Source organism: Glutamicibacter sp. St.4D3 (assembly GCF_059728615.1).
The window spans coordinates 626,364-646,811 of the sequence record NZ_AP039380.1 but is presented as its reverse complement, the minus strand read 5'-3'; the positions used below and the strand labels follow the sequence as shown (position 1 = coordinate 646,811).

Annotated in this window: 18 protein-coding genes and 2 riboswitches; of the genes, 7 read left to right on the top strand and 11 right to left on the bottom strand. The window is 69.7% G+C overall.

The window, feature by feature from the left end; genetic code table 11:
• Positions 1–11: 11 nt before the first annotated feature.
• The 3 genes from AC6I21_RS03005 to AC6I21_RS02995 all read right to left on the bottom strand — a co-directional run bounded on the left by AC6I21_RS03005 (position 12) and on the right by AC6I21_RS02995 (position 2,399).
• Positions 12–854 carry an exodeoxyribonuclease III gene (locus tag AC6I21_RS03005; RefSeq protein WP_138173538.1) on the bottom strand — a complete coding sequence of 281 codons (843 nt, stop codon included), beginning with the start codon at positions 852–854 and terminating at the stop codon, positions 12–14.
• 65 nt (positions 855–919) lie between these two features.
• Positions 920–1,423 (bottom strand): hypothetical protein, encoded by a 504-nt coding sequence (locus AC6I21_RS03000; protein WP_360028476.1) that lies wholly within the window; start codon positions 1,421–1,423, stop codon positions 920–922.
• A gap of 100 nt (positions 1,424–1,523) precedes the next feature.
• Positions 1,524–2,399 (bottom strand): GAP family protein, encoded by an 876-nt coding sequence (locus tag AC6I21_RS02995; protein WP_497763080.1) that lies wholly within the window; start codon positions 2,397–2,399, stop codon positions 1,524–1,526.
• Positions 2,400–2,508: 109 nt separating this feature from the next.
• On the opposite strand from AC6I21_RS02995, the gene AC6I21_RS02990 reads away from it, so the two are divergent.
• Together AC6I21_RS02990 and AC6I21_RS02985 are read left to right on the top strand one after the other, a co-directional pair.
• Entirely contained in the window at positions 2,509–3,804 is a 1,296-nt protein-coding gene (locus AC6I21_RS02990; RefSeq protein WP_497763079.1) for a sensor histidine kinase, read from the top strand.
• On the top strand, positions 3,801–4,436 hold the full coding sequence (locus AC6I21_RS02985) for a response regulator (RefSeq protein ID WP_138173530.1): 636 nt from the start codon (positions 3,801–3,803) through the stop codon (positions 4,434–4,436). The genes AC6I21_RS02990 and AC6I21_RS02985 overlap by 4 nt, the downstream gene beginning before the upstream one ends.
• A gap of 43 nt (positions 4,437–4,479) precedes the next feature.
• Here the strand turns inward: AC6I21_RS02985 and AC6I21_RS02980 are convergent, their stop codons facing one another.
• Both AC6I21_RS02980 and AC6I21_RS02975 read right to left on the bottom strand, forming a co-directional pair.
• Complete coding sequence (locus AC6I21_RS02980; RefSeq protein ID WP_054821735.1) at positions 4,480–4,836, bottom strand: VOC family protein; 357 nt, start codon at positions 4,834–4,836, stop codon at positions 4,480–4,482.
• Between the two features lie 99 nt (positions 4,837–4,935).
• Positions 4,936–5,892, bottom strand: coding sequence for a LysR substrate-binding domain-containing protein (locus AC6I21_RS02975; protein ID WP_249354200.1), 957 nt, complete (start codon positions 5,890–5,892; stop codon positions 4,936–4,938).
• A gap of 128 nt (positions 5,893–6,020) precedes the next feature.
• On the opposite strand from AC6I21_RS02975, the gene AC6I21_RS02970 reads away from it, so the two are divergent.
• On the top strand, positions 6,021–7,415 hold the full coding sequence (locus AC6I21_RS02970) for an MFS transporter (RefSeq protein WP_138173528.1): 1,395 nt from the start codon (positions 6,021–6,023) through the stop codon (positions 7,413–7,415).
• A 146-nt stretch (positions 7,416–7,561) separates the two neighbouring features.
• On the opposite strand, the gene AC6I21_RS02965 is transcribed toward AC6I21_RS02970, so the two are convergent.
• A complete protein-coding gene (locus AC6I21_RS02965) occupies positions 7,562–8,425 on the bottom strand; it encodes a bifunctional methylenetetrahydrofolate dehydrogenase/methenyltetrahydrofolate cyclohydrolase (RefSeq protein ID WP_138173526.1) in 864 nt (287 codons plus the stop codon).
• A 56-nt stretch (positions 8,426–8,481) separates the two neighbouring features.
• Positions 8,482–8,569, bottom strand: a riboswitch (ZMP/ZTP riboswitch).
• Between the two features lie 142 nt (positions 8,570–8,711).
• Between AC6I21_RS02965 and AC6I21_RS02960 the strand changes: the two genes are divergently transcribed.
• The 3 genes from AC6I21_RS02960 (at position 8,712) to AC6I21_RS02950 (ending at position 11,423) form a co-directional block, all read left to right on the top strand.
• The gene (locus AC6I21_RS02960) at positions 8,712–9,884 is read left to right on the top strand and encodes an NAD(P)-binding domain-containing protein (RefSeq protein ID WP_497763078.1); all 1,173 of its coding nucleotides are present in this window, start codon (positions 8,712–8,714) and stop codon (positions 9,882–9,884) included.
• Positions 9,885–9,936: 52 nt separating this feature from the next.
• Positions 9,937–10,782, top strand: coding sequence for a formyltetrahydrofolate deformylase (purU, locus tag AC6I21_RS02955; RefSeq protein WP_396277950.1), 846 nt, complete (start codon positions 9,937–9,939; stop codon positions 10,780–10,782).
• Positions 10,783–10,904: 122 nt separating this feature from the next.
• The gene (locus tag AC6I21_RS02950; protein ID WP_138173522.1) at positions 10,905–11,423 is read left to right on the top strand and encodes a gamma carbonic anhydrase family protein; all 519 of its coding nucleotides are present in this window, start codon (positions 10,905–10,907) and stop codon (positions 11,421–11,423) included.
• 108 nt (positions 11,424–11,531) lie between these two features.
• Here the strand turns inward: AC6I21_RS02950 and AC6I21_RS02945 are convergent, their stop codons facing one another.
• From AC6I21_RS02945 to AC6I21_RS02925, 5 genes are all read right to left on the bottom strand, one after another.
• Positions 11,532–13,325 carry an HNH endonuclease signature motif containing protein gene (locus AC6I21_RS02945; protein WP_497763077.1) on the bottom strand — a complete coding sequence of 598 codons (1,794 nt, stop codon included), beginning with the start codon at positions 13,323–13,325 and terminating at the stop codon, positions 11,532–11,534.
• A gap of 111 nt (positions 13,326–13,436) precedes the next feature.
• Positions 13,437–14,651 carry a cystathionine gamma-synthase gene (locus AC6I21_RS02940; protein ID WP_497763076.1) on the bottom strand — a complete coding sequence of 405 codons (1,215 nt, stop codon included), beginning with the start codon at positions 14,649–14,651 and terminating at the stop codon, positions 13,437–13,439.
• Positions 14,648–15,979, bottom strand: coding sequence for an O-acetylhomoserine aminocarboxypropyltransferase/cysteine synthase family protein (locus AC6I21_RS02935; protein WP_497763075.1), 1,332 nt, complete (start codon positions 15,977–15,979; stop codon positions 14,648–14,650). The genes AC6I21_RS02940 and AC6I21_RS02935 overlap by 4 nt, the downstream gene beginning before the upstream one ends.
• 49 nt (positions 15,980–16,028) lie before the next feature.
• The gene (metE, locus tag AC6I21_RS02930; protein WP_497763074.1) at positions 16,029–18,380 is read right to left on the bottom strand and encodes a 5-methyltetrahydropteroyltriglutamate--homocysteine S-methyltransferase; all 2,352 of its coding nucleotides are present in this window, start codon (positions 18,378–18,380) and stop codon (positions 16,029–16,031) included.
• A gap of 83 nt (positions 18,381–18,463) precedes the next feature.
• Positions 18,464–19,384 (bottom strand): methylenetetrahydrofolate reductase, encoded by a 921-nt coding sequence (locus AC6I21_RS02925; RefSeq protein ID WP_497763073.1) that lies wholly within the window; start codon positions 19,382–19,384, stop codon positions 18,464–18,466.
• A gap of 111 nt (positions 19,385–19,495) precedes the next feature.
• A riboswitch (SAM riboswitch) is annotated at positions 19,496–19,586 on the bottom strand.
• A gap of 413 nt (positions 19,587–19,999) precedes the next feature.
• On the opposite strand from AC6I21_RS02925, the gene AC6I21_RS02920 reads away from it, so the two are divergent.
• Positions 20,000–20,404, top strand: coding sequence for a hypothetical protein (locus AC6I21_RS02920; protein ID WP_497763072.1), 405 nt, complete (start codon positions 20,000–20,002; stop codon positions 20,402–20,404).
• The last annotated feature ends 44 nt before the right edge of the window (positions 20,405–20,448 follow it).

The following is a 20,448-nucleotide window of genomic DNA, read 5'->3' as shown; positions in this document are numbered from 1 at the left end:
GATTTCGATCCTTAGAACTGGTAGTCGACGACCAGCGGTGCGTGGTCGGAGAAACGCAGGGCGTATTCGCTGGCACGGTCCACGTGGGCCTTGATCGCCTTGGCGGTCAGCTCCGGGGTGGCCATGTGGTAGTCGATGCGCCAGCCGGCGTTGTTCACGAACGCCTGGCCGCGCCAGGACCACCAGGTGTAGGGGCCCTGCTCGTCACCGGCCAGGGTCCGGGCCACGTCCATGTAGCCGATCTGCTCGCCGAAGAAGCCGTTGAAGTAGGCGATCTCCTCGTCCAGCACCCCGGCACGCTTGTTGTGGTTCGGCTTCCAGTTCTTGATGTCGCGTTCGGTGTGCACCACGTTCAGGTCGCCCACGACCAGCACATGGTCCTTGGTGGCCTTCAGCACCGGCAGGTGCTCGGTCATCCGCTGCAGGAAGCGGTACTTGTCCTCCTGCTTGGGGGTGTTCAGCTCCCCGGAGTGCACGTAGGCGGAGACCACGCACAGCGTCGAGCCGTCGGCCATGGTGAAGTCCGCCTCCACCCAGCGTCCGGACTCGGCGAAGTACTCATCGCCAATGTGCTCGCGAACCGCCACCGGTTCGGCGCGGGAGAGGATCGCCACCCCGGCCCGGCCCTTGTCCTTGGCCTCGGCATGCAGGATGTGCCAGCCCTCGCCCACCAGCTCGCGCACGATCTTGTCCGGTGCGCGCACTTCCTGCAGGCACAGGATGTCCACGTCGCGCGCCGCAATCCAGTCCGCCATGTTGCGGCGGTAGGCGGCACGGATGCCGTTGACGTTCACCGAGGCCACGCGCACGGCGCCGGCATTCTTGTTCAGGATTTCCGAGCTGGTAGGTATCACGGTTCCACCTTACAAAAAGACAGCGCAACGCCCGGGCAGGACGCTGCGCTGTGCGGTAACAAAAACTAGTCGATGATCTCGCCGTCGATCGGCTGCTCATGGGGTTTCATCATGTCCCGGGCGTTGGCAGCGGTCATGTTGATGGTGTCCAGGGCCCGGTCGATCATGGCGCGCGACTCGGGACCGGCCTTCTCCAGCTCCTGCTGGATCACCCCGGCCTGCACCTGCACGATCTTGAAGGAGTGGTCCAGCTTCATGTCGCGCTGGCTGGTGGCCTCATCGATCACGACGGTGGAACCACCCTTGGCCCGGTCGGCGACGGCCACGGTGGCCTCACGCAGCGAGGTGTTGATCCGGTCCGCCCCACGCTTGAGCCCGAACACCAGGAACGCCGAGAGCAGCAGCCAGCCTCCGGAAATGACGACCACGAACCACCCGACGATTTGGTTCGAGTTGGCGGCGAAGATGACCGCGACCAGGAGGATGATGAGCATCACGCCCATGGAGACCGTGGACGCGTTCAGCGTCAACTTCTTCCCGCGTGATGCGTTGCTGCCTAGAGATTCCATGCCACCCATTCTCCCATCGGTTCGCGGCGGCCACCAACTTTCGGCCCGTCGCTTCGCCCACAGCGTCAGGCCCGCCGCCGGCACCGGTGCCCAGGCGGGCTCAGAACGGCAGGATCCCCTCCAGCAGCCGGCGCAGCCCGCCCCACAGCCCCTGCCCGTCGGGCCGGGGTGAGAAGGCAAAACGCACCAGCAGGAAGCCGACGATGCCCACCACCCAGGCCCCGGTCTCCGCCGCGTAGCGTCCCAGCTTCGCCCCGACCCGCTGCAGCCACCGGTCCATCCGCGATCCGGCCAGGCGCCGCACCGCGACCAGGCCCAGGGCCGGCAGGATCATCACCAGGCAGTAGACGCCCAGCACGGCGCCCTGCACGAGGCCGCTCCAACCCAGCGTTCCCATCAGCCCCAGGGCCCCCAGGTAGGGCAGCATGGTCGGCATCTCCAGCAAACCGGCCAGCAGGGCCAGCACGATCACCCCCGCCCAGGAATCCAGTGCGGCGCCCAGGTGCCGGCGCAGCCGGGCCGGCACCGCCTGGTCGTGGGCCACCGCCGTCGTCCCGGGCTTCGCCGCAGGTGCCGGCTCCGTGCCCGGTGCGCGGCCGGCGGCGTGCTCAGCCGGGGCGGGCGGCGTGGGGCCTTGCGGGGTCCCGGCGGCATCCTTGCCCGCCGGTTTGCTCAGCAGCGCCCAGGTGAGCATGGCCCCGCCCACCAGCAGCGCGAGCATCCGCAGCAGCGGGGCGTCGAAGAACCCGTCCGGCAGCAGCTGGGTGCCGGCCAGCCAGCCGGCCCGCAACCCCAAGCCCAGCAGCCAGTAGAAGACGGCGATGATGCCCAGGTAGGCCAGTACCTTGGGAATGGCGCGGCGGTAGTCGCGGCGCAGCAGCAGCCAGATCGGGATCACCAGGGTGCCGATGCTGGTGGCGTCGATGAGGGCAAGTACGGCCAGTGCAGCGGCCGGTGCCTGTTGCATGAAGTCCATGCCATCGAGCCTGCCAGTGGGCGGGAACGGGCACATCGGGCATCGGTCCACGCCGGTGTCCTACCTTTGGGGGACGGCAGCGGACGGGCCGGTGGACCATGATGGAGGGGTGAAGATCGATTTTTCGCATACCCGGCGGCGGTTCATCAGCGGCGAGCAGGAGCCGGAGGTGGCCATCACCTACCTGGTGCTGGCCGTGGTGCTGCATGCCGCCGGGCTGGTGAACACCCCGGTGTTGCCCGCAACGCTGGCCGCCTGGTGGCCGCTGGTGCTGCTGGCCGGCGTCGGATGCATCCTGCTGCGCCGCCGCGCCCCGCTGCCCTGCGCGTTGGGCATGGCCGCGGCCGGCTCGGTACTGCTGGCGATGGGCAGCATCGGCGGCTACTTCCTGATCTTCGAAACCGTGTTCACGATCTTCCTGCTCTGCCCGCCGCGCACCCGCAATGTCACCGGAACACTACTGGCCACGTTCACGGTGCTGGCCGCCGCCGCGCAATGGGCCAGCGACGCCGGGGCCAGCGCCGTGGTGCTCACCGTGTTCACGATCGGGTTCGTGCTGTTCACCCCGATGCTCTGGGCCCAGAACGTGCGCACCGCCAAGGAGCTGGCCGCCAGCCAGGCCGAACGGGCGCGGCAGGCCACCGCCGCGGCCCGGCAGCGCGAACAACTGCTGCGCACCGAACATGCGGCGGCGGTGGAGGCCGAACGCACGAGCCTGGCCCGGGAAATGCATGATGTGCTCTCCGCCCGATTCTCCTCCATGGCGTTGCTCTCCGCGGCGGCGCTGAACCGGGTCCCGGCATCCAGTCAGGACCCCGTCTGGCAGGCGATCCGCCGACCGGTCGGCGAAATCCGCCGGGAGGCGCTGGCCGGGCTGGAGGAAATGACCCGGATGGTGCGGATGCTGCACGCCGGGGCACCCCAGGCCCTGCGCGCCACCCTGGACAGCGCCAACGCCCTGATCGAGGCGCACCGGGCCGGCGGACGCACCATCGACTACACCGGTGAGGTGGACCCGTCCCAGGTGGGTGCCGCCGCGCAGACCGCCGCCTACCGCACCATCAGCGAACTGCTGGTCAACCACTCCCGCCACGCCCCGCACACCGCGCTGCGCCTCGTCGTGCGCGCCCACGGCGGCCAGCTGCGGATCACCGCCGCCAATCCGCTGCCCGGCCCGGACAACACGCCGGACCCCGCCGCGGACGCCGCCTTCACTCCCCCGCTCGTCCCGCACGGCGGCAGTGGACCGGGCGCGGGATCCGGGCTGCGGAACATCGCCGCGCGCGCCCAGGCGCTGGGCGGTCAGAGCCACTGGCAGATCGACCAGGGACAGTTCACGGTGCACGTCACCCTGCCGCTGCAGCCCGGCCCGGGCGGCGGCACCGACAACCAGGAGGTTTCATGAAGGTCCTGATCGTTGACGATCATTCAGCGGTGCGCCTGGGCATCCGGATGGTGCTGGAGGCCAGTTCGCGGATCGAGGTGGTCGGCGAAGCCGCCGACGGCCGCCAGGCGTTGGCGATGGCGCGGGCGCTGGGCCCGGAGGTGGTGCTGATGGACCTGCGCATGCCGGTCATGGACGGGATCGCGGCCACCGCTGCCCTGCGCGAGCACGGCACGGCGAAGGTGCTGGTGCTGACCACCTTCGACGACGATGAGTACCTGTTTGGGGCGCTGCAGGCCGGTGCACACGGCTTCCTGCTCAAGAGCGCCGAACCGGAGCAGATCATCGACGCGGTGCTCGCGGTCGCCGCCGGCCGGGCCGTGCTCAGCCCGGAGCTCACCGCCCGGGTCATCAGGCGGGCCGTGCAGCCGGCACCGGCCGCTCCGCCGCGCGAGCCGCTGCCCGAAAGCCTGACCGAGCGTGAAATCCAGGTGCTGCGGGGGCTCGGCCAGGGCCTGAGCAACCCGCAGATCGCCGCGCAACTGGGCATCGGCGAATCGACGGTGAAAACCCATGCCTCGCGGGTCATGGACAAGCTGGGGGTGCAGACCCGGCTGCAGGCGGCGCGGGTGGCCTTCGCCCAATGGGGGTAGATGCCCGCCCCGGGCCGGTCCAGGCACGGGAACCGCGGACTTGCTACCAGCTGACCAGGCAGAAGGGATGCTGCTGCGGGTCCAGGTAGACGCGGAACGTCTTGGAGCCCTCTCCGGTGGCGGTGGCACCCAGCGCCAGCACCTCGGTTTCGGCCAGGTCCAGGTCCTTGACCCGCACGTCGATGTGCGCCTGCTGCGGGTGCACATGTCCCGGCCACTGCGGCGGAACATATGGGGTGACGGCCTGAAACGCGATGGCGGGACGATCCGGCGCATCGCCGATGCTCACCCAGTCCGGGTCATTGTCGATCCTGACCATGCCCAGCAGCCGCTCATAGAAGCCGGCCAGTTCATCGGGATCATCGCAATCAATTACCAGTGCCTGCCATGTGCCGATCATCGGTCCATCACTCCCGCCAAATGTTGGTGCCGTGCCTGTGGTGCTTGCCATTATGCCTCGTGCAGGCGCTCGCACAACAGGCTCCGGCCACCGGATCGGCTACCGCGATCGGCCTGCAGGCAGCTCGGCCAGGGCGCGCTGCTCGGCCATCGCCTGGCCCATCAGGTCGGTGGCGTAATCCACCAGCGCCTGAACCCGCGGGGACAGGGTGGTATGCCGGGGACTGATCGCGACCACCGAATTGGGGTAGTTCGGTGGACTGAGCCGGCGGAAGGCCAGGGCCCTGCCCTCCAGGGACAGCTGGGCGTTGTTCGGCCTTTCCATCAGCATCCCGTACCCCAGCCCACGACCGACCATGGCGCTGACCAGGATCATCTGCGGCAGTGAGGCAATGATGTGCGGGTCCAGACCCTGCGCGGCGAACAGCTGCAGGACATAGTCGGTGCTGGGAGTGGATTCGTACATGATCATCGGTTCGTCTACCAGGTCCCGCAGTTCCAGGGGCCGCTCCAGGGCCGCCAATGGGTGCTGCGGGTGCAGCAGCACCTGCATCTCGGTCTCGTAGACCACCTGCTTGCGCAAATCCGGGGGCAGCATCAGATCGTAGACGAAGGCCACGTCCAGCTCCCCGGAATTCAACGCCGGGATCAAATCGTCATGCGTGCCCACCTGCACGGAGACCTGCACCTGCGGGTGCAATGGCGGGAAGCCCTCCATGATGGCCGGAATCAGGTGTGGGGAGAGCGAGGCAAAACAGCCAAAGCGCACCGGTCCGCGCAGCACGCCCTCGCGGTGCGGGAAGGTCGCGTTCAAATCCTCGACCTCGGCCACGATCTTGCGGGCCAGGGAGGAGAAGTAGCGTCCCGAGGCGGTCATCGTGATCCCGTGGGCCTTGCGTCGCAGGCACAGCTGCTCCCCCGCCAGGCGTTCGATGGTGTTCAGCGCCTGGGACAGCGCGGATTCGGAAATGTGAAGCTCGGAGGCAGCGGACCCCAGGGTGTCATGTTCGGGCAGCTCCGCCATGATTTGCAGATGTCGCAGCGAGAATCCAGACACGTCTTAAGACTTCCTTCAAAACTATTGCAGATATTTGAAGTTTACCTTACGTGTGTGCGGTGCAACACTGAGGTGACACAAGACTCAGGCGGTGGTCACGCACGACACACCGTCAACCGAGGAGCAACATGAGCATCGCCGCTTCGCCCAACACCCGCATTGAAAAGTCCAACCAACGGCGCGTCGCCTTCGCCACGGTCATCGGCACCACCGTGGAATGGTATGACTTCTTCATCTACGCCACCGCCGCCGGGCTGGTCTTCCCCCAGCTGTTCTTCGAACCGGCCGGCAGCAAGATCGGACTGCTGATCTCCTTCGCCTCGGTCGGCATCTCCTTCCTGTTCCGCCCACTGGGGGCCTTCCTGGCCGGGCACTACGGGGACAAGATCGGCCGGCGGGCCATGCTGGTGCTCACCCTGTCGCTGATGGGTGCGGCCACCACCCTGATCGGCGTGCTGCCAACCTACGACACCGCCGGGCTGCTGGCCCCGGTGCTGCTGCTCTTGCTGCGCATCCTGCAGGGCGTTTCCGCCGGCGGGGAATGGGGCGGCGCGGTCCTGATGGCCGTCGAGCACGCACCGAAGGACCGCCGCGGCCGGGCCGGAGCCTACCCACAGGTGGGTGTGCCGCTGGGCATGCTGCTCGCCTCGGGCATGATGGCGCTGATGACCGGGGTCATCTCCCCCGGCGACGCATTCCTGAACTGGGGCTGGCGCGTGCCGTTCCTGGTCAGCTTCGTGCTGATCATCATCGGGTACTTCGTACGCCGCGCGGTCGATGAGTCCCCGGTGTTCGAGGAGATCGCCGAGAAGAAGGCCCAGACCAAGGTCCCGGTCGTGGAGCTGTTCCGCAAGCACTGGCCGCTGGTGCTGATTGCCGCCCTCGTCTTCGCCGGCAACAATGCCGCCGGGTACATGACCACCGGCGGATTCTTCCAGAACTACACCACCGACCCCGAAGGCCCCATCGGCCTGGAGCGCACCGACGTGCTGCTGGCCGTGGCCTTTGGTGCCGCGATCTGGCTGGTGATGACCCTGATTTCCGGGATCATGGCCGACAGGATCGGGCGGGTGCGCACCTACCAGATCGGTTTCATCGTGCTGGCGCTCTCCCTCTTCCCGGTCTTCGCGATGGTCAACTCCGGTTCGCTGGTGATGCTGTACCTGGCCTTCGGGGTTTTCTCCATCGGCCTGGGGTTGACCTATGGGCCGCAGGCGGCCCTGTACTCGGAGATGTTCCCGGCCTCGGTGCGCTTCTCCGGGGTGTCGATCTCCTACGCGATCGGCGCGATCATCGGCGGCGCGTTCGCGCCGACCATCGCCACCGCCCTGGTGCAGGCCACCGGCGGAACGAACGCCGTGGCGCTGTACCTGCTGGCCTTCTGCATTGTTTCCCTGCTGGTGGTCAGCCTGATCCGTGACCGCCAGGGCATCGACCTGTCCTACACGAACCAGGCGGAACAGGAAGTCGGGGCACTGGTGGTGGGCCGCGGGTCCGCGATCGAGAATGAACCGGTGAAGTAGTTCCGGCTCGACGCCCCGGCCAGCGGCCGGCACCGGAGCTGTGACAAAGGCTTGGGCCCTGCGGTTCTTCCGCAGGGCCCAAGCCTTTGTCGCTTACGTTCCTCCCGCCGCCGGCGCCGCGCGTCGGCAAGGAGGCGCCCGGGTGGCTAGGAGGCCTGGCGTTCGGCGGTTTCCACCACATTGGCCAGCAGCATCGCCCGGGTCATCGGCCCCACGCCGCCGGGGTTCGGGGAGATCCAGGAGGCGTGCTGCGCGGCGTCCGGATCAATATCCCCGGTGACCTTGCCATCAACGCGCGAGACGCCAACATCCAGCAGGATCGCGCCGGGCTTGATCGCGTCGGCCTTGACCATGTGCGCCTGTCCCGCGGCGGCGATCACCACGTCGGCCTGGGCCAGCAGCTCGGGCAGATTGGTGGTGCCGGTGTGGGCCAGGGTGACGGTGGCGTTCACGTCGCGGCGGGTCAGCAGCAGGCCCACCGGCCGTCCGATGGTCACCCCGCGGCCGATCACCAGCACGTGCTTGCCCTTCAAATCCAGCCCATGGCGCGAGAGCAGCTCCACGCAGCCGGCCGGGGTGCAGGGGGCGGGGCTGGTCAGCGGCTTGTTGACGTTGGCGACCAGTCGGCCCAGGTTCATCGGGTGCAGGCCATCGGCATCCTTGGCCGGGTCCATCGCCTCCAGGATCACGTCCTGGTCGATGTGCTTGGGCAGCGGCAGCTGCACGATGTAGCCGGTGCAGGCCGGGTCCTCGTTCAGCTCGCGCACCTTGGCCAGCAGTTCCTCCTGGGTGGTCTGCTCGGGCAGGTCCACGCGAATGGACTCCAGTCCCACCTCCGCGCAGTCGCGGTGCTTGCCGCGCACGTACCAGGCCGATGCCGGGTCATCGCCGACCAGGATGGTGCCCAGCCCCGGGGTGATCCCGCGCTCCTGCAGGGCCGCGACCCGCTGGGTCAGTTCCTGCTTAATCTGTTTTGCGGTCGCCTTGCCGTCGAGAATCTGGGCGGTCATGGGGTGTCCTTTCGTTCGCGAGCCCCGGCCGGGCGGGGCATCGTCGATGGTCAGGTTCCGCAAACCCAGGCGCGCGGTCTGCGGTGGAATGTCGGTTTTCGCTCCCCGGTGGTGATCCACCCAACGCCAGTTACGAGTTGAAGTTCAGTCCGTCACCGAGTTTATCGAATGCGGCGGGAATGTTGCACGTCATGTGAGCGTTGCAACGAGTAGGAGGTTGACACGTCAATATGATTTGGCGGGTGGCCCCGGACCGGATGGCACGAGTCAAGGAGTGAGCTCAACGGTGGATCGCGGCAAGTTGCGCACCAGGTACCGTACGGTGGTCATCGGCGCCGGGCAGGCCGGCCTGTCGGCCGGATACCACCTGCTGCGCAGGGGGATGCGGCCCTGGGTGGACTTCGTCATGCTCGACGCCAACGACGGACCCGGCGGGGCCTGGCGGGACCGCTGGGACTCACTGACGTTCGGCAAGGCCCACCACCTGCACCCCCTGCCGGACTTCGAACTGGCCACCCCGGACCCCACCGAGCCGGCCTCGGCCGTGGTCAGCCGCTACTACGGGGAGTATGAACAGCACATGGGCCTGCCCGTCTACCGCTCGGGCCCGGTGGTTTCGGTCAGTCGCAAGGGAACCGGTTCCGCGGCGGGTTTCGAAGTGGAACTGGCTGATGGCACCGGGCTGCAGGCCGCCACCGTCATCAACGCCACCGGCACCTGGAGCAACCCGTTCTGGCCCAGCTACCGCGGCATGTCCACGTTCACCGGCCTGCAGGTGCATACCCGGAACTTCACCGGGGTCCAGCAGTTCGCGAACCGGCGCACCCTGGTGGTCGGCGGCGGGGCCAGCGCCACCCAGTTCATCGTGCAGCTGGACGCGGCCGGCATCGACACGCTGTGGTCCACCCGCACCCCACCGCGCTGGAAGGACTTCGCCAGCACCAGGGACTGGGGGCTGGAGGTCGAACGCCGGGTCACCGAGGACACCCGGGCCGGGCGTCCGCCGCGGCCGGTGGTGGCCAACACCGGCCTGCCGCTGACCGGGCAGATGCGTGCGGCGATCGCCTCCGGGCTGATGATTTCCCGGGGTCCGATCTCCCGCCTGGAGGCCGATGCGGTGGTGTTCAGCGACGGCAGCCGCGAACGCATCGACGCGATCCTGTGGGCCACTGGCTTCCGTCACGCGCTGAAGCACCTGGCGCCGCTGAAGCTGCGCACCGCCCAGGGCGGGATCCGGATGTCCGCCGATGCGGTCAGCGCCGCCGACCAGCCCGGACTGTACCTGGTCGGCTACGGGGCGTCGGCCTCCACCATTGGGGCCACCCGTGCCGGACGACGGGCCGCCATCGCCGCGATCAAGCACCTGAAGCAGCATGCCTCCGGCATGGCGGGCACGGAGGCGAGCGGCTACACGACTGTGCACCCGGAGGAGAAGTCACCGCAATCGCTGCGGGTGTGATCTTTGCTCATCAATTCGGTGCCGGGGCGCCAGCCCACGTATTTTGGAATGCATGAGCAACCACTTCATCGTCACCCTCTCCTGCGTCGACCGTCCGGGCATCGTCCATGCCGTCTCCGGGGGCCTGTTGGGTGCCGGTTGCAACATCACCGAGTCGCAGCAGTATGAGAGCCCGGATTCCAACACCTTCTTCATGCGCATCGAGGTGGCCACCGAGCACACCCTGGACCAGGTCATGGCCCAGCTGGCGCCCATCCGCGACGAATTCGGCATGGACCTGAAGGTGTTCGAATCGTCCCGCCGCACCCGCACCATGATCATGTGCTCCAAGGCCGGGCACGCGCTGAACGACCTGCTGTTCGCCCAGCGCGCCGGCACCTTGCCGATCGAGGTCCCGGTGATCGTCTCCAACCATCGTGACCTGCAACCGATGGCCGAGTTCTACGGGGTGGACTTCGTGCACCTGCCGGTGACCGCCCAGAACAAGGGCCAGGCCGAGGCCGAGCTGCTCAAGCTCGTGCAGGAGCACGGGATCGAACTGGTGGTGCTGGCCCGCTACATGCAGATCCTCTCCGACTCGCTGTGCGAGCGCATGGCCGGGCGGGTGATCAACATCCACCATTCCTTCCTGCCCTCCTTCAAGGGCGCCAAGCCCTACCACCAGGCCCACGCCCGCGGCGTGAAGCTCATCGGCGCCACCGCCCACTACGTCACCGCCGACCTGGACGAAGGGCCGATCATCGACCAGGAAGTCACCCCGGTCAACCATTCACGTACCGCCGCCCAGCTGGTGGAGCTGGGGCGCAGCGTCGAGGGGCGCACCCTGACCCGGGCCGTGCAGTGGCATGCCGAGCATCGGGTGATGCTCGACGGGCAGCGCACCATCGTCTTCTCCTAGCGGCTTCCTGCGAGCCGCTTTTCCGAGCCGCTTTTCCGGGCCGCTTGTGCGAGCGGCGCGGTGGTGTCATCTGCGCGGGCCGGAATCGCTGCCGGTTCGTCCCCTGAACTACAGTGGGTGCCATGGCTCACATTATTACCATTGACGGCGCCACCCCCAAGGTGGCGCAGAACGTGTTCGTTGCCCCCACCGCGACCTTGAGCGGGGATGTGGAACTCGGCGAGCGCGCGAGCGCCTTCTACGGCGTTTCGGTGCGCGGGGATTCGGCCCCGATCCGGGTCGGCGCCGGAACGAACCTGCAGGACAACGTGGTGCTGCACGCCGATGCCGGTTTCCCGTGCACGGTGGGCCAGTCCGTGTCCGTGGGGCATTCGGCGGTGGTGCATGGGGCCAGCGTGGGCGATGGGTGCCTGGTGGGCATGAGCGCCACGATCATGAACGGCGCGGTGATCGGCGAGCAGTGCCTGGTGGCGGCCGGGGCGCTGGTGCTGGAGGGAACCCAGGTTCCCCCGCGCAGCCTGGTGGCCGGGGTTCCGGCCAAGGTGCGCCGTGAGCTGACCGAGGAAGAGGTCGCGGGATTGTCAAAGAACGCGGACACCTACCTGGAGCTTGCCGCCAAGCACCTGGCCGCCAATTCCTAGGGACGCGAGCGCCGAGCCGGCGGAAACCGGCCTGGATTGGACGCCGCGTGGCGGCAGTGGTGGTGTGCTGCCCTCGACCGTGACCGGTCGGGGGCAGTCCTATGTGTTTCAGACGGCCAGCCGGTCGGCGGCGGCCTGCTCGGCCCGGGCGGCCGTAAGCGCCTCGGAGGGGCTGAGCCAGTAGGTGTTGATCCGCGGGCGTTGATGGGGGTCCAGGTCCTTGGGCAACAACACCATGGGTGGGCCGTCTTCGTTGCGGATCACCGTAAACAGGCCGCAGTGCCGGGCGTGGTGGTGCATCGGGCAGAACAGGCACCCGTTATCGATGCTGGTCTGCCCGCCTTCGTCCCAGGGTGTGATGTGGTCGGCCTCGCATCTGGAGGCGGGCATGGTGCACCCGGGGTAGGCACACCCGCGGTATTTGGCCCGCAGGCCCTTGCGCATGTAGTTCGGGAAGAGCCGGTTGGTGCGGCCGATGTCCAGGATCTCGCTCTTGGTGCCAAAGACCGCTGGGCGCAGGATCCCGTTGCAGAGCATGGCCCGCATCGCGGCCGCGGAGATGGGGATGCCGTTTTCCGTGACGGCGAAGTCCTTGCCGTCGGCGATCATCTTGTCGTAATCCATGATGACCGTGATTTCGGGCTGCACCACCCCCACCTGCTTGCCGGTGCCGCTGTGATCGGCGCGCAGCAGTGAAAGCAGCGCGATCAGGTGGCGGAATTCGGGGCGCAGGTCCTCGAAGGGCTTGAGCAGCTCCTCGGGGAACCGGTCCGTTCCGCCCAACTGGCCAAAGCTGCCGGCGCCTTCCCCCGCCCCGGGGGCTTGCGCGGGGCAGGCATCCGGGGTGGGCGGTGTTGCCGTGGGCGGTGTTGCAGTGGGCGGAGCCTGCTCGGCGGCGTTGGTGGTGGCGGACGGGTCGTGAGGGCGGGCCCAGTCGGGCATGGTGTCCTGCTCGCCCCACTGCGGCGGGAGGCTGGCAGAGCCGGTTGCGGGGGCCTGGGCGCCCGCAGGCTGCTCGGCGGCGTCCGGCTCCGGGGTGGGCCGGGCGTATTGTTCGTTGACCAGGGCCTTGAGCTCGTCCCGGTTGCCGGCGATGGTTTTGGGGTTGTCGATCTGCACGCACAGGGATTCGATCAGCTCCGCGTCCTGGGGCATGACCTTGAGCAGGTAGTGCATCAGTCCGCGCCGCATGCCGCGGCGGAACAGCCCGGCCTCGCCCAGCAGGGCCGCCAGCGGACGGTTCTCCCCCAGGGATTGCTCGATCAACCGCGGCAGGTGCCGGCGTGCGGTGCCCGGTTCGTGCCGGATCAGCGTGATCGCATCTTCCTGCAGCCGTTCACACGCCTCGCCGGCCTGCGGTCCGGCACCCAGGTCCGGCTCGGCCTTGCGCAGCTGCCGCGCGGCGGTGAGCACCAGGGCCGGGTTCGTGCCGGGGTTGGCCAGTTCATCGCCCAGCCGCCCGAAGCGTGGCGCGGTGCGCTGCCCGGCCTCGGTGATCCCGGCGACCAGCGCGTCGGCCATGTCGATCCGGTCCTGGGCGACGCCGACGCCGAGGTTCAGCCACCCCTTGTACAGGTCCACGGTGTTCTTGAAGTAGCTGCGCCCGGTGGTTTTCCTGCCACGGGTGCGCGCCAGGTCCTCGACGCTGGGCTGCAACCCGGCCTGCCGGATCGCCTGGTAGGAATCGGGCTCCAGCAGGTGGGCGCCGCTGGCCCGCAGCCCGTGGGCGGCGTGCACCTGGGCGCGGGTGAGGCGTTCGCCGACCTGTTCCACAAGCCAGGCGAAGTAGGCGGCGTGCCCGGCAGCCGGTTCATCCGCTGCAAAGGCCGCCGTCGCGCTGTCGATCAGGTTGACCGCCTGGGCCAGCTGATCCAGCGCCGCTTCGGTGCCGGAGGTGTTCATGGCCCCATAATGCCCCTGGCAACCAGCCTGCACACCGGCGCCCCGGCCTGCTGTGGATAACAAGGCCGCTGGCCGCTGGGGCCGCTTGACCAGCCTGCCTGGGCAGCACAGCTAGCGCGGGGTTGGCACCAGCTTCCCGGCCGGGCGCCGTGCGGTGCCGGCACCGGCGGTGCGCGCCGCGCCGAGCCCCCGCTCCAGGTCGGCCAGCAGGTCCTCGGGCTCCTCGATGCCCACCGAGAGGCGCACCAGGTTCGCCGGGACTTCCAGCGGGGTGCCGATCAGCGAGGCGTGGGTCATCTCCCGCGGGTAGCAGACCAGGGATTCCACCCCGCCCAGGGAGACCGAGAGCTGGAAGTAGTGCATGGATTCGGCGAAGGCGCGCGCGGCGGGCTCATCGGCCAGCGTCAGGGAGAGGATCCCGCCAAAGCCGCGCTGCTGCCGGGCGGCCAGCTGGTGCCCCGGGTGTTCCTCAAGTCCCGGGTAGTAGACGCCGGTGACCTCGTTGCGGGTCTGCAGCCAGCGGGCGAGGCCTGCGGCGGTGGCGCAATGCCGTTCCATGCGCAGCCCCAGGGTTTTCAGCCCGCGGGCGGCCAGGTAGGAATCCTGCGGCCCGCACACCGCCCCGCCGGCGAACTGCTGGTAGCCGACCGCCTCGGCCAGCGGGGTGCCGCGGTGCAGGTGCTCGGTGACGATGACCGCTCCGCCCAGCACGTCGGAGTGTCCGCCGATGTACTTGGTGGTGGAGTGCACCACCGCGTGGGCGCCGAAATCCAGCGGGCGCTGCAGGTAGGGGGTGGCGAAGGTGTTGTCCACCACCAGCAGGGCGCCGGCGTCCCTGGCCAGCTGCGCCCAGCCGGCCAGGTCGGCGATGCCCAGCAGCGGGTTGGAGGGGGTTTCAAGCCACAGCAGCGCCGTGTTCGGGCGCAGGGCCGCGCGCACCGCATCCAGGTCGGTGATCGGCACGGCGCTGGCGGTGATCCCCCATTTGCGGTGCAGCCCGGTGATCAGCCGGTGGGTGCCGCCGTAGCCGTCGGCGCCGAGCACGATGTGGTCGCCCGGGGCCAGCACCGCGCGCAGCAGCGCGTCCTCCGCGGCGATGCCCGAGGCGAAGCCGAACCCGGCGGCCCCGCCCTCCAGGGCGTTGAGCTGGGTTTCAAATCCGTTGCGGGTGGGGTTGGAGCCGCGGGAGTATTCGTGCCCGGCCCGCAGCACGTTAATGCCGTCCTGGATGAACGTGCTGGTCTGGTAGATCGGCGGGATGACCGCGCCGGTGGCCGGGTCCTTGGCCTGGCCGGCGTGGACCGCCAGCGTGTTGAAGCCGCTCATGCGATGCTCACTTTCGGTGCGGGGGCCAGGGCAGGGGCGCCGGGTCCGGGGCGTTCGGCCAGCGCCGCGTTCAGCGCATGGTCCAGGTCGCGGATCAGATCCGCCGGGTCCTCCAGCCCAACCGACAGGCGCAGCACCGCCAGGTCCAGCCCGGCCTCGGCCAGCTGGGCGGCGGAGAGCCGGCAGTGGGTCATCGTCGCCGGGTGGGCGACCATGGTGCGCGTGTCCCCGATGTTCGCAGCCAGCGCGATCACCTGCAGCCGGTCGATGACCGCAGGCACCAGCGCCGCGTCGTGCAGCTGAACGGCCAGCACGCTGCCGGTGCCGCGCGGAAAGAGGGCCGCGGCGCGCCGGTGGTGGCGGTGCTCGGGACGGCTGGGGTGGTGCACCCGGGCCACGGCCGGGTGGGCGGCCAGGAAGCGGGCCAGCAGCTGCACGTTGTGCTGCACCGCGGCGGCGCGCACCGCCAGGGTTTCCATGCCGGTCAGGATGCTGTGGGCGCTGGCCGCGGAGAGGGTGGGGCCCAGGTCGTGCAGGAACTTTGAGCGCACCAGCATCGCGTACGCCCCGGCCCCGTGGCGTTCAAGCAGGCTGGAGCCGGCGTAGCGTTCGCGGCCCCGGGCCAGCTGGGGCCAGCGCTCGGCGTCGGAGAAGTCGAAGCCGCCCCCGTCGATGACCACCCCGCCCAGCACCTGCCCGTGCCCGGCCAGCGCCTTGGTGGCCGAATGCACCACGATGTCCGCCCCGTGCTGCAGCGGCCGGAAGTTCGCGGGGGTGGCCAGGGTGTTGTCCACCACCACCGGGATCTGGTGCCGGTGCGCGATCGCGGCCAGCCGGGGCAGGTCGGGCACCGTGGACAGCGGGTTGGTCACCGATTCGAGGAAGAACGCCCGGGTGTCCGGCTCGATCGCCGCCTGCCAGGCGTCCGGGTTGTCCGGGTCCACGAAGCTGACCCGGATCCCGAAGTCGTGGAACGTGTCGGTCAGCAGGTCCACGGTGCCCCCATAGAGCTGGTTGGAGACCACCAGGTGCCGCGGGCCCTGGGTGAGGGCCAGCAGGGACAGGGCCACGGCCGCCTGCCCGGTGGCGGTGGCCACCGCGTGCGCCCCGCCCTCCAGGGCGGCGGCGCGCTGTTCGAACACCGCCACCGTCGGGTTGCCGGTGCGGGAATAGGTGAAGCCGGCCTGGCGCAGCGCGAACTTCTCCACCGCATCGGCGTGCGAGGTGAATTCGTAGGCCGCGGAGGGGTACAGCGGCACCGTGAGGGGACGGTGCTCGCCGCCGGGACTGTATCCGGCGTGGATCGCTGTGGTGGACTGCTGCGCCATGGCTGGCTCCTTTGCTCGTGCTGGTGCGTACCGGTGGTGGTGCGCGGGGTTAGATCGCGGCCAGCTGGTCGGCGCGCACCTGCCGGGCGGCGGCGACCAGGTTGGCCAGGGAGGCGGTGGTTTCGGCATAGCCGCGGGTCTTCAGCCCGCAGTCCGGGTTCACCCACAGCGCCTGGCGGTCCACCGAATCCAGGGCGGTGCCGATCAGCTCGGCGATCTCCTGCTGGGAGGGCACCCGCGGGGAGTGGATGTCGTACACGCCCGGGCCGATGCCGCGGCGGTAGCCGAAGGACTTCAGGTCCGCGGTCACCTCCATCGCCGAGCGGGCCGCCTCGATGGAGGTCACGTCCGCGCCCAGCGCGTCGATCGCGCCGATCACCTCACCGAACTCCGAATAGCACAGGTGGGTGTGGATCTGGGTGCCGGCCGCCGCCCCGCCGGTGGCCAGGCGGAAGGCGTCCACGCTCCAGCGCAGGTACTCCGGCTGGGCGGCGGCACGCAGCGGCAGCAGTTCACGCAGCGCCGGCTCGTCGACCTGGATGATGCGGATCCCGGCCTGCTGCAGGTCCTGGATCTCATCGCGCAGCGCCAGCGCCACCTGCCGGGCACTGGTTTGCAGCGGCACGTCATCGCGCACGAAGCTCCAGGCCAGGATCGTCACCGGCCCGGTGAGCATGCCCTTGACCGGCTTGTCGGTCAGCGAGGCGGCGTGGGAAATCCAGGGCACGGTGAACGCCGCCGGGCGGGTGACGTCGCCGAAGAGGATCGAGGGTCGGGTGGCGCGTGAACCGTAGGACTGCACCCAGCCGTGCTCGGTGACCGCGAACCCGTCGAGGTTCTCCGCGAAGTACTGCACCATGTCGTTGCGTTCGGCTTCCCCGTGCACCAGCACATCCAGCCCCAGCTCCTCCTGCAGCGCGATGACCCGGGCGATCTCCTGCTCCACGAACCGGTGGTAGCCCCGGTCGTCCAGGGTGCCGGCGGCGTGGGCGGCCCGGGCGGCGCGCACCTCAGCGGTCTGCGGGAAGGAGCCGATGGTGGTGGTGGGCAGCAGCGGCAGCTGCAGGCCCGCGCGCTGCGCCGCGGCGCGCTGCTGCTCATCCGGGCGCTGCAGGTCCTGCTCACCCAGCCCGGCCAGGCGTTCACGCACCGCCGGAACCGTGGTGCCCGGGTAGGCGGCGCGGGCGGCCAGCGCCCGTTCGGTGGCCACCAGTTCGCGGGCGATCGCATCCTCCCCGTGCTCCAGGCCGGTGGCCAGGGTGAGCACCTCGCTGACCTTCTGATCCGCGAACGCCAGCCAGTCGGCCAGCCCCTCGGGCAGGTTCCCCTCCAGTGCCACATCGTGCGGCACGTGCAGCAGCGAGGTGGCGGTGCCCACCGCCAGGTGTCCGCCGGCGGCGGTGACCGCCTGGCGCAGGGCGCGCAGCGCGATCAGCGAGGCGCCCAGGTGGTTGCGCCACACATTGCGGGCATCCACGATCCCGGCCACCACGGTGGTGCCCTGCAGCTGGCCAAGGAATTCGGGCTGCGGGGCCACCCCGCGCACCAGGTCCACCTGCACCGCGTCCACCCCGGCCCGGGCCAGTACCCCCAGGCCCTCACCGGGGCGGGTGAGCTGCCCGGCGGTGCCGTACCCGGTGGTGACCAGCAGCGCCGGGCGCGGGCCGGAGGACAGCTGGCGGTACACGCGTTCGGCCAGGCCGCCGGGCACCGCGTGCCGGGCACCGGCCTCGGTGACCAGGGCCGGCTCATCCAGCTGCACCCAGCCCACCCCGGCGGCGGCCAGCTCGGCCAGCAGCTGGGCGTAGACCTCGACGAGCTCATCGATCCGGTGCAGCGGCGTGAACCCGGAGCGGGCGGCGCCCTCCTCGGCCTTGGCCAGCAGCAGGAAGCTGATCGGGCCGACCAGGGTGGGGCGGATGGTGTGCCCGGCCCGGGCGTGGGCGGTGAAGTTCTCCAGCAGCCCGGCGGGGTTGGCGCGCAGGGTGGTGCGCTCGCCGAGCTCCGGGACCAGGTAGTGGTAGTTGGTGTCGAACCACTTGGTCATTTCCAGTGGGGCGCGCTGCGCGTCACCGCGGGCCAGGGTGAAGGCGTCGGCGGTGCTCAGCGGGGCGCTGAGCACCTCGGCGAAGCGGGAGGGCACCGCCCCGAGCGCCACCAGCGTGTCCAGCACCTGGTCGTAGTAGGCGTGGTCCCCGGGCAGGGAGCCGTTCGCCGGGTCAAGCCCCAGCTGCACCAGGCGTTCCAGGTTCTGCTGCTGCACGGCAAAGGCCCGCTCGTGCAGCTGCTGCTCGGTCAGGGTGCCGGCCCAGTGCGCCTCCAGCGCCTTTTTCAGTTCGCGGCGCCGGCCGATGCGCGGGTAGCCGAGGATGCTGGCCTGCGGGAAGTGCTGCTTGCTCATGGTGTTCTCCTAGTTTTCTGCCGGACCGGGGTGCCCGGCCGGGTCGATGGTTAATTCGGTGGTTCGTCGGTGGAAACGGGCGCCTAGGTCCCGCTGTGGGCGGCCCAGGATTGGGCCAGGGTGCTGCGGGCGCCGGGCAGCTGCAGCTGCTCGATCACGTCCAGGCTGCCGCGGTGGTCGTTGAACGTGTACAGGTGCAGCCCCGGGGCCCCGTCATCGAACGCCGCCCGGGCCAGGTCCACCGCCCAGCGCACCCCGATGCGGTGGCGTTCGGCGTCGCTGGTCGCGCTTTGCAGCGCGTGGGCCAGGATCGGGTCCGGCTGCACCCCGGTCAGCGCCGCCAGCCGGTTCAGCCGGCGCAGCGAATTGAGCGGGATGATGCCGGGGATGATCGGGATGCACACCCCGGCGCGGCGGGCCGCGGCGAGCAGCCCCCGATAGTCCTCGGGCTGGAAGTAGACCTGGGTGATCGCATAGTCCGCCCCGGAGCGCTGCTTGCCCAGCAGCACCTCGATGTCGTGCTCGAAGCTCGGGGACTCGGGGTGGCGGTGCGGGTAGGCGGCCACCCCCACCCCCAGCCGGCCCCCGGCCAGGGAGGCGGCGTGTTCGTCCTCCACCTGGCGGATCAGCTCGATCAGGTAGCGGGCGAACGGGAATTCACCGCGCCAGCCCTGCGGGTCCTGCGGCAGGTCACCGCGTAGCGCCAGCACCCCGCGCACCCCCAGGGCGATGAAGTGGCGGATCAGCACGCGCAGCGACTGCGCCGACTCCCCCACACAGGTCAGGTGCGCCAGCGGGCGCAGCTTGGTCTGGGTGACGAGGTGTTCGATCAGCGCCAGGGACTGGGCGCGGCGGGCCGGGGTGCCCGAATAGGTGACCGAGACGTAGTCCGGGCTGGTGTCGGCCAGCTGCTCGATGCTGTGGTAGACCGACTCGGCCACCTCGCGGTTCACCGGCGGGTAGAGCTCGTAGGACAGGGACGGTGGGGCCACCGAACCGGGCATGTGTTCCTCCTCGTGTCAGCGACGAGGCAGTGCACCGTGACCCGCACCCTGGGGGGTGCGCCCGGCAGCGGCCGGGCCCGGCGCGGCGGCCGGGGCGGATCGGACGGTACTGCTCCATCGTTTCTGGCATTAGCACCTTTCGGTTTCCCGGTGGTTGCTGCGGCGTCGTCGAGCCAGATCTCTTAGCCGCTCTTGATGGGTTGTTGGTGATTCCATCGTTCGCCAGGGCCCGGCGGCGGCGCAAGCACGCCGGGCCGCACCGCGTCATCCGCCGTCCCACCCCGTCATGTGACGCGTGAACGTTAAGATGACGCGATTCTTACGCCCTCAGTGTGACGCGTGGGCGGTGACCGGTTTTCCCCGGGTTGCCGGGGGCGCACCGGGGGCAGGGCCGCTGAAGTGTTGCACCGGGCGGCTTTGTGTGACGCGGTGATGACGCCCCGTGCGGCCCGTGCCAAAGCCCGGCCGATCACATACACTGCGGGAAAGGATGAAAGCCTTCGGCCACTGGGTGCGCCGGCAGGCGCCGCGCAGCACCGCGGCCCCGGGCGCCGCGCAGCACCGCGGCGCCCGGGGCCGCGGACGCAGGGGCCGGACCGGTGCCAAGGAGCCGCAATGTACACCGCAATCCGCCTGTCCTTGACCGTGGTGCTGTGCCTGGTCGCCTCGCTGGTGTTGCCGATGCTGTATTCGCGCCTCCTGCAGCCGCTGCGCCAGCAGGTGCAGTACGGCGGCACGGTCAGCGGCCTGCTGGTGCTGACCGGGGCCTGCCTGCTGGTCTACGGGCTGCTGCTGGCAGTGCAGGGCCGGGTGCTGGAGGAGTTGCCCCGGCGCTGGCCGGCCGCCGGGCTGGTGGTGCTCACCGCCACCGGCTGTGTGCTCTTGAGCTGGTACGGGCAGCTGAGCTGGTTTTTCGGAACCCAGTCCTTCCTGGCCGCGCTGGTGTACATCGGGTTCACCCTCGGTGCACTGCTGCTGCGCCGCCCGGCCCGCCCGCTGGATCGGCGGGCCGGGGCATGAACCCGCACGCTTCCCGGACCGCGGCCGGTGCATCATCTAGGCTG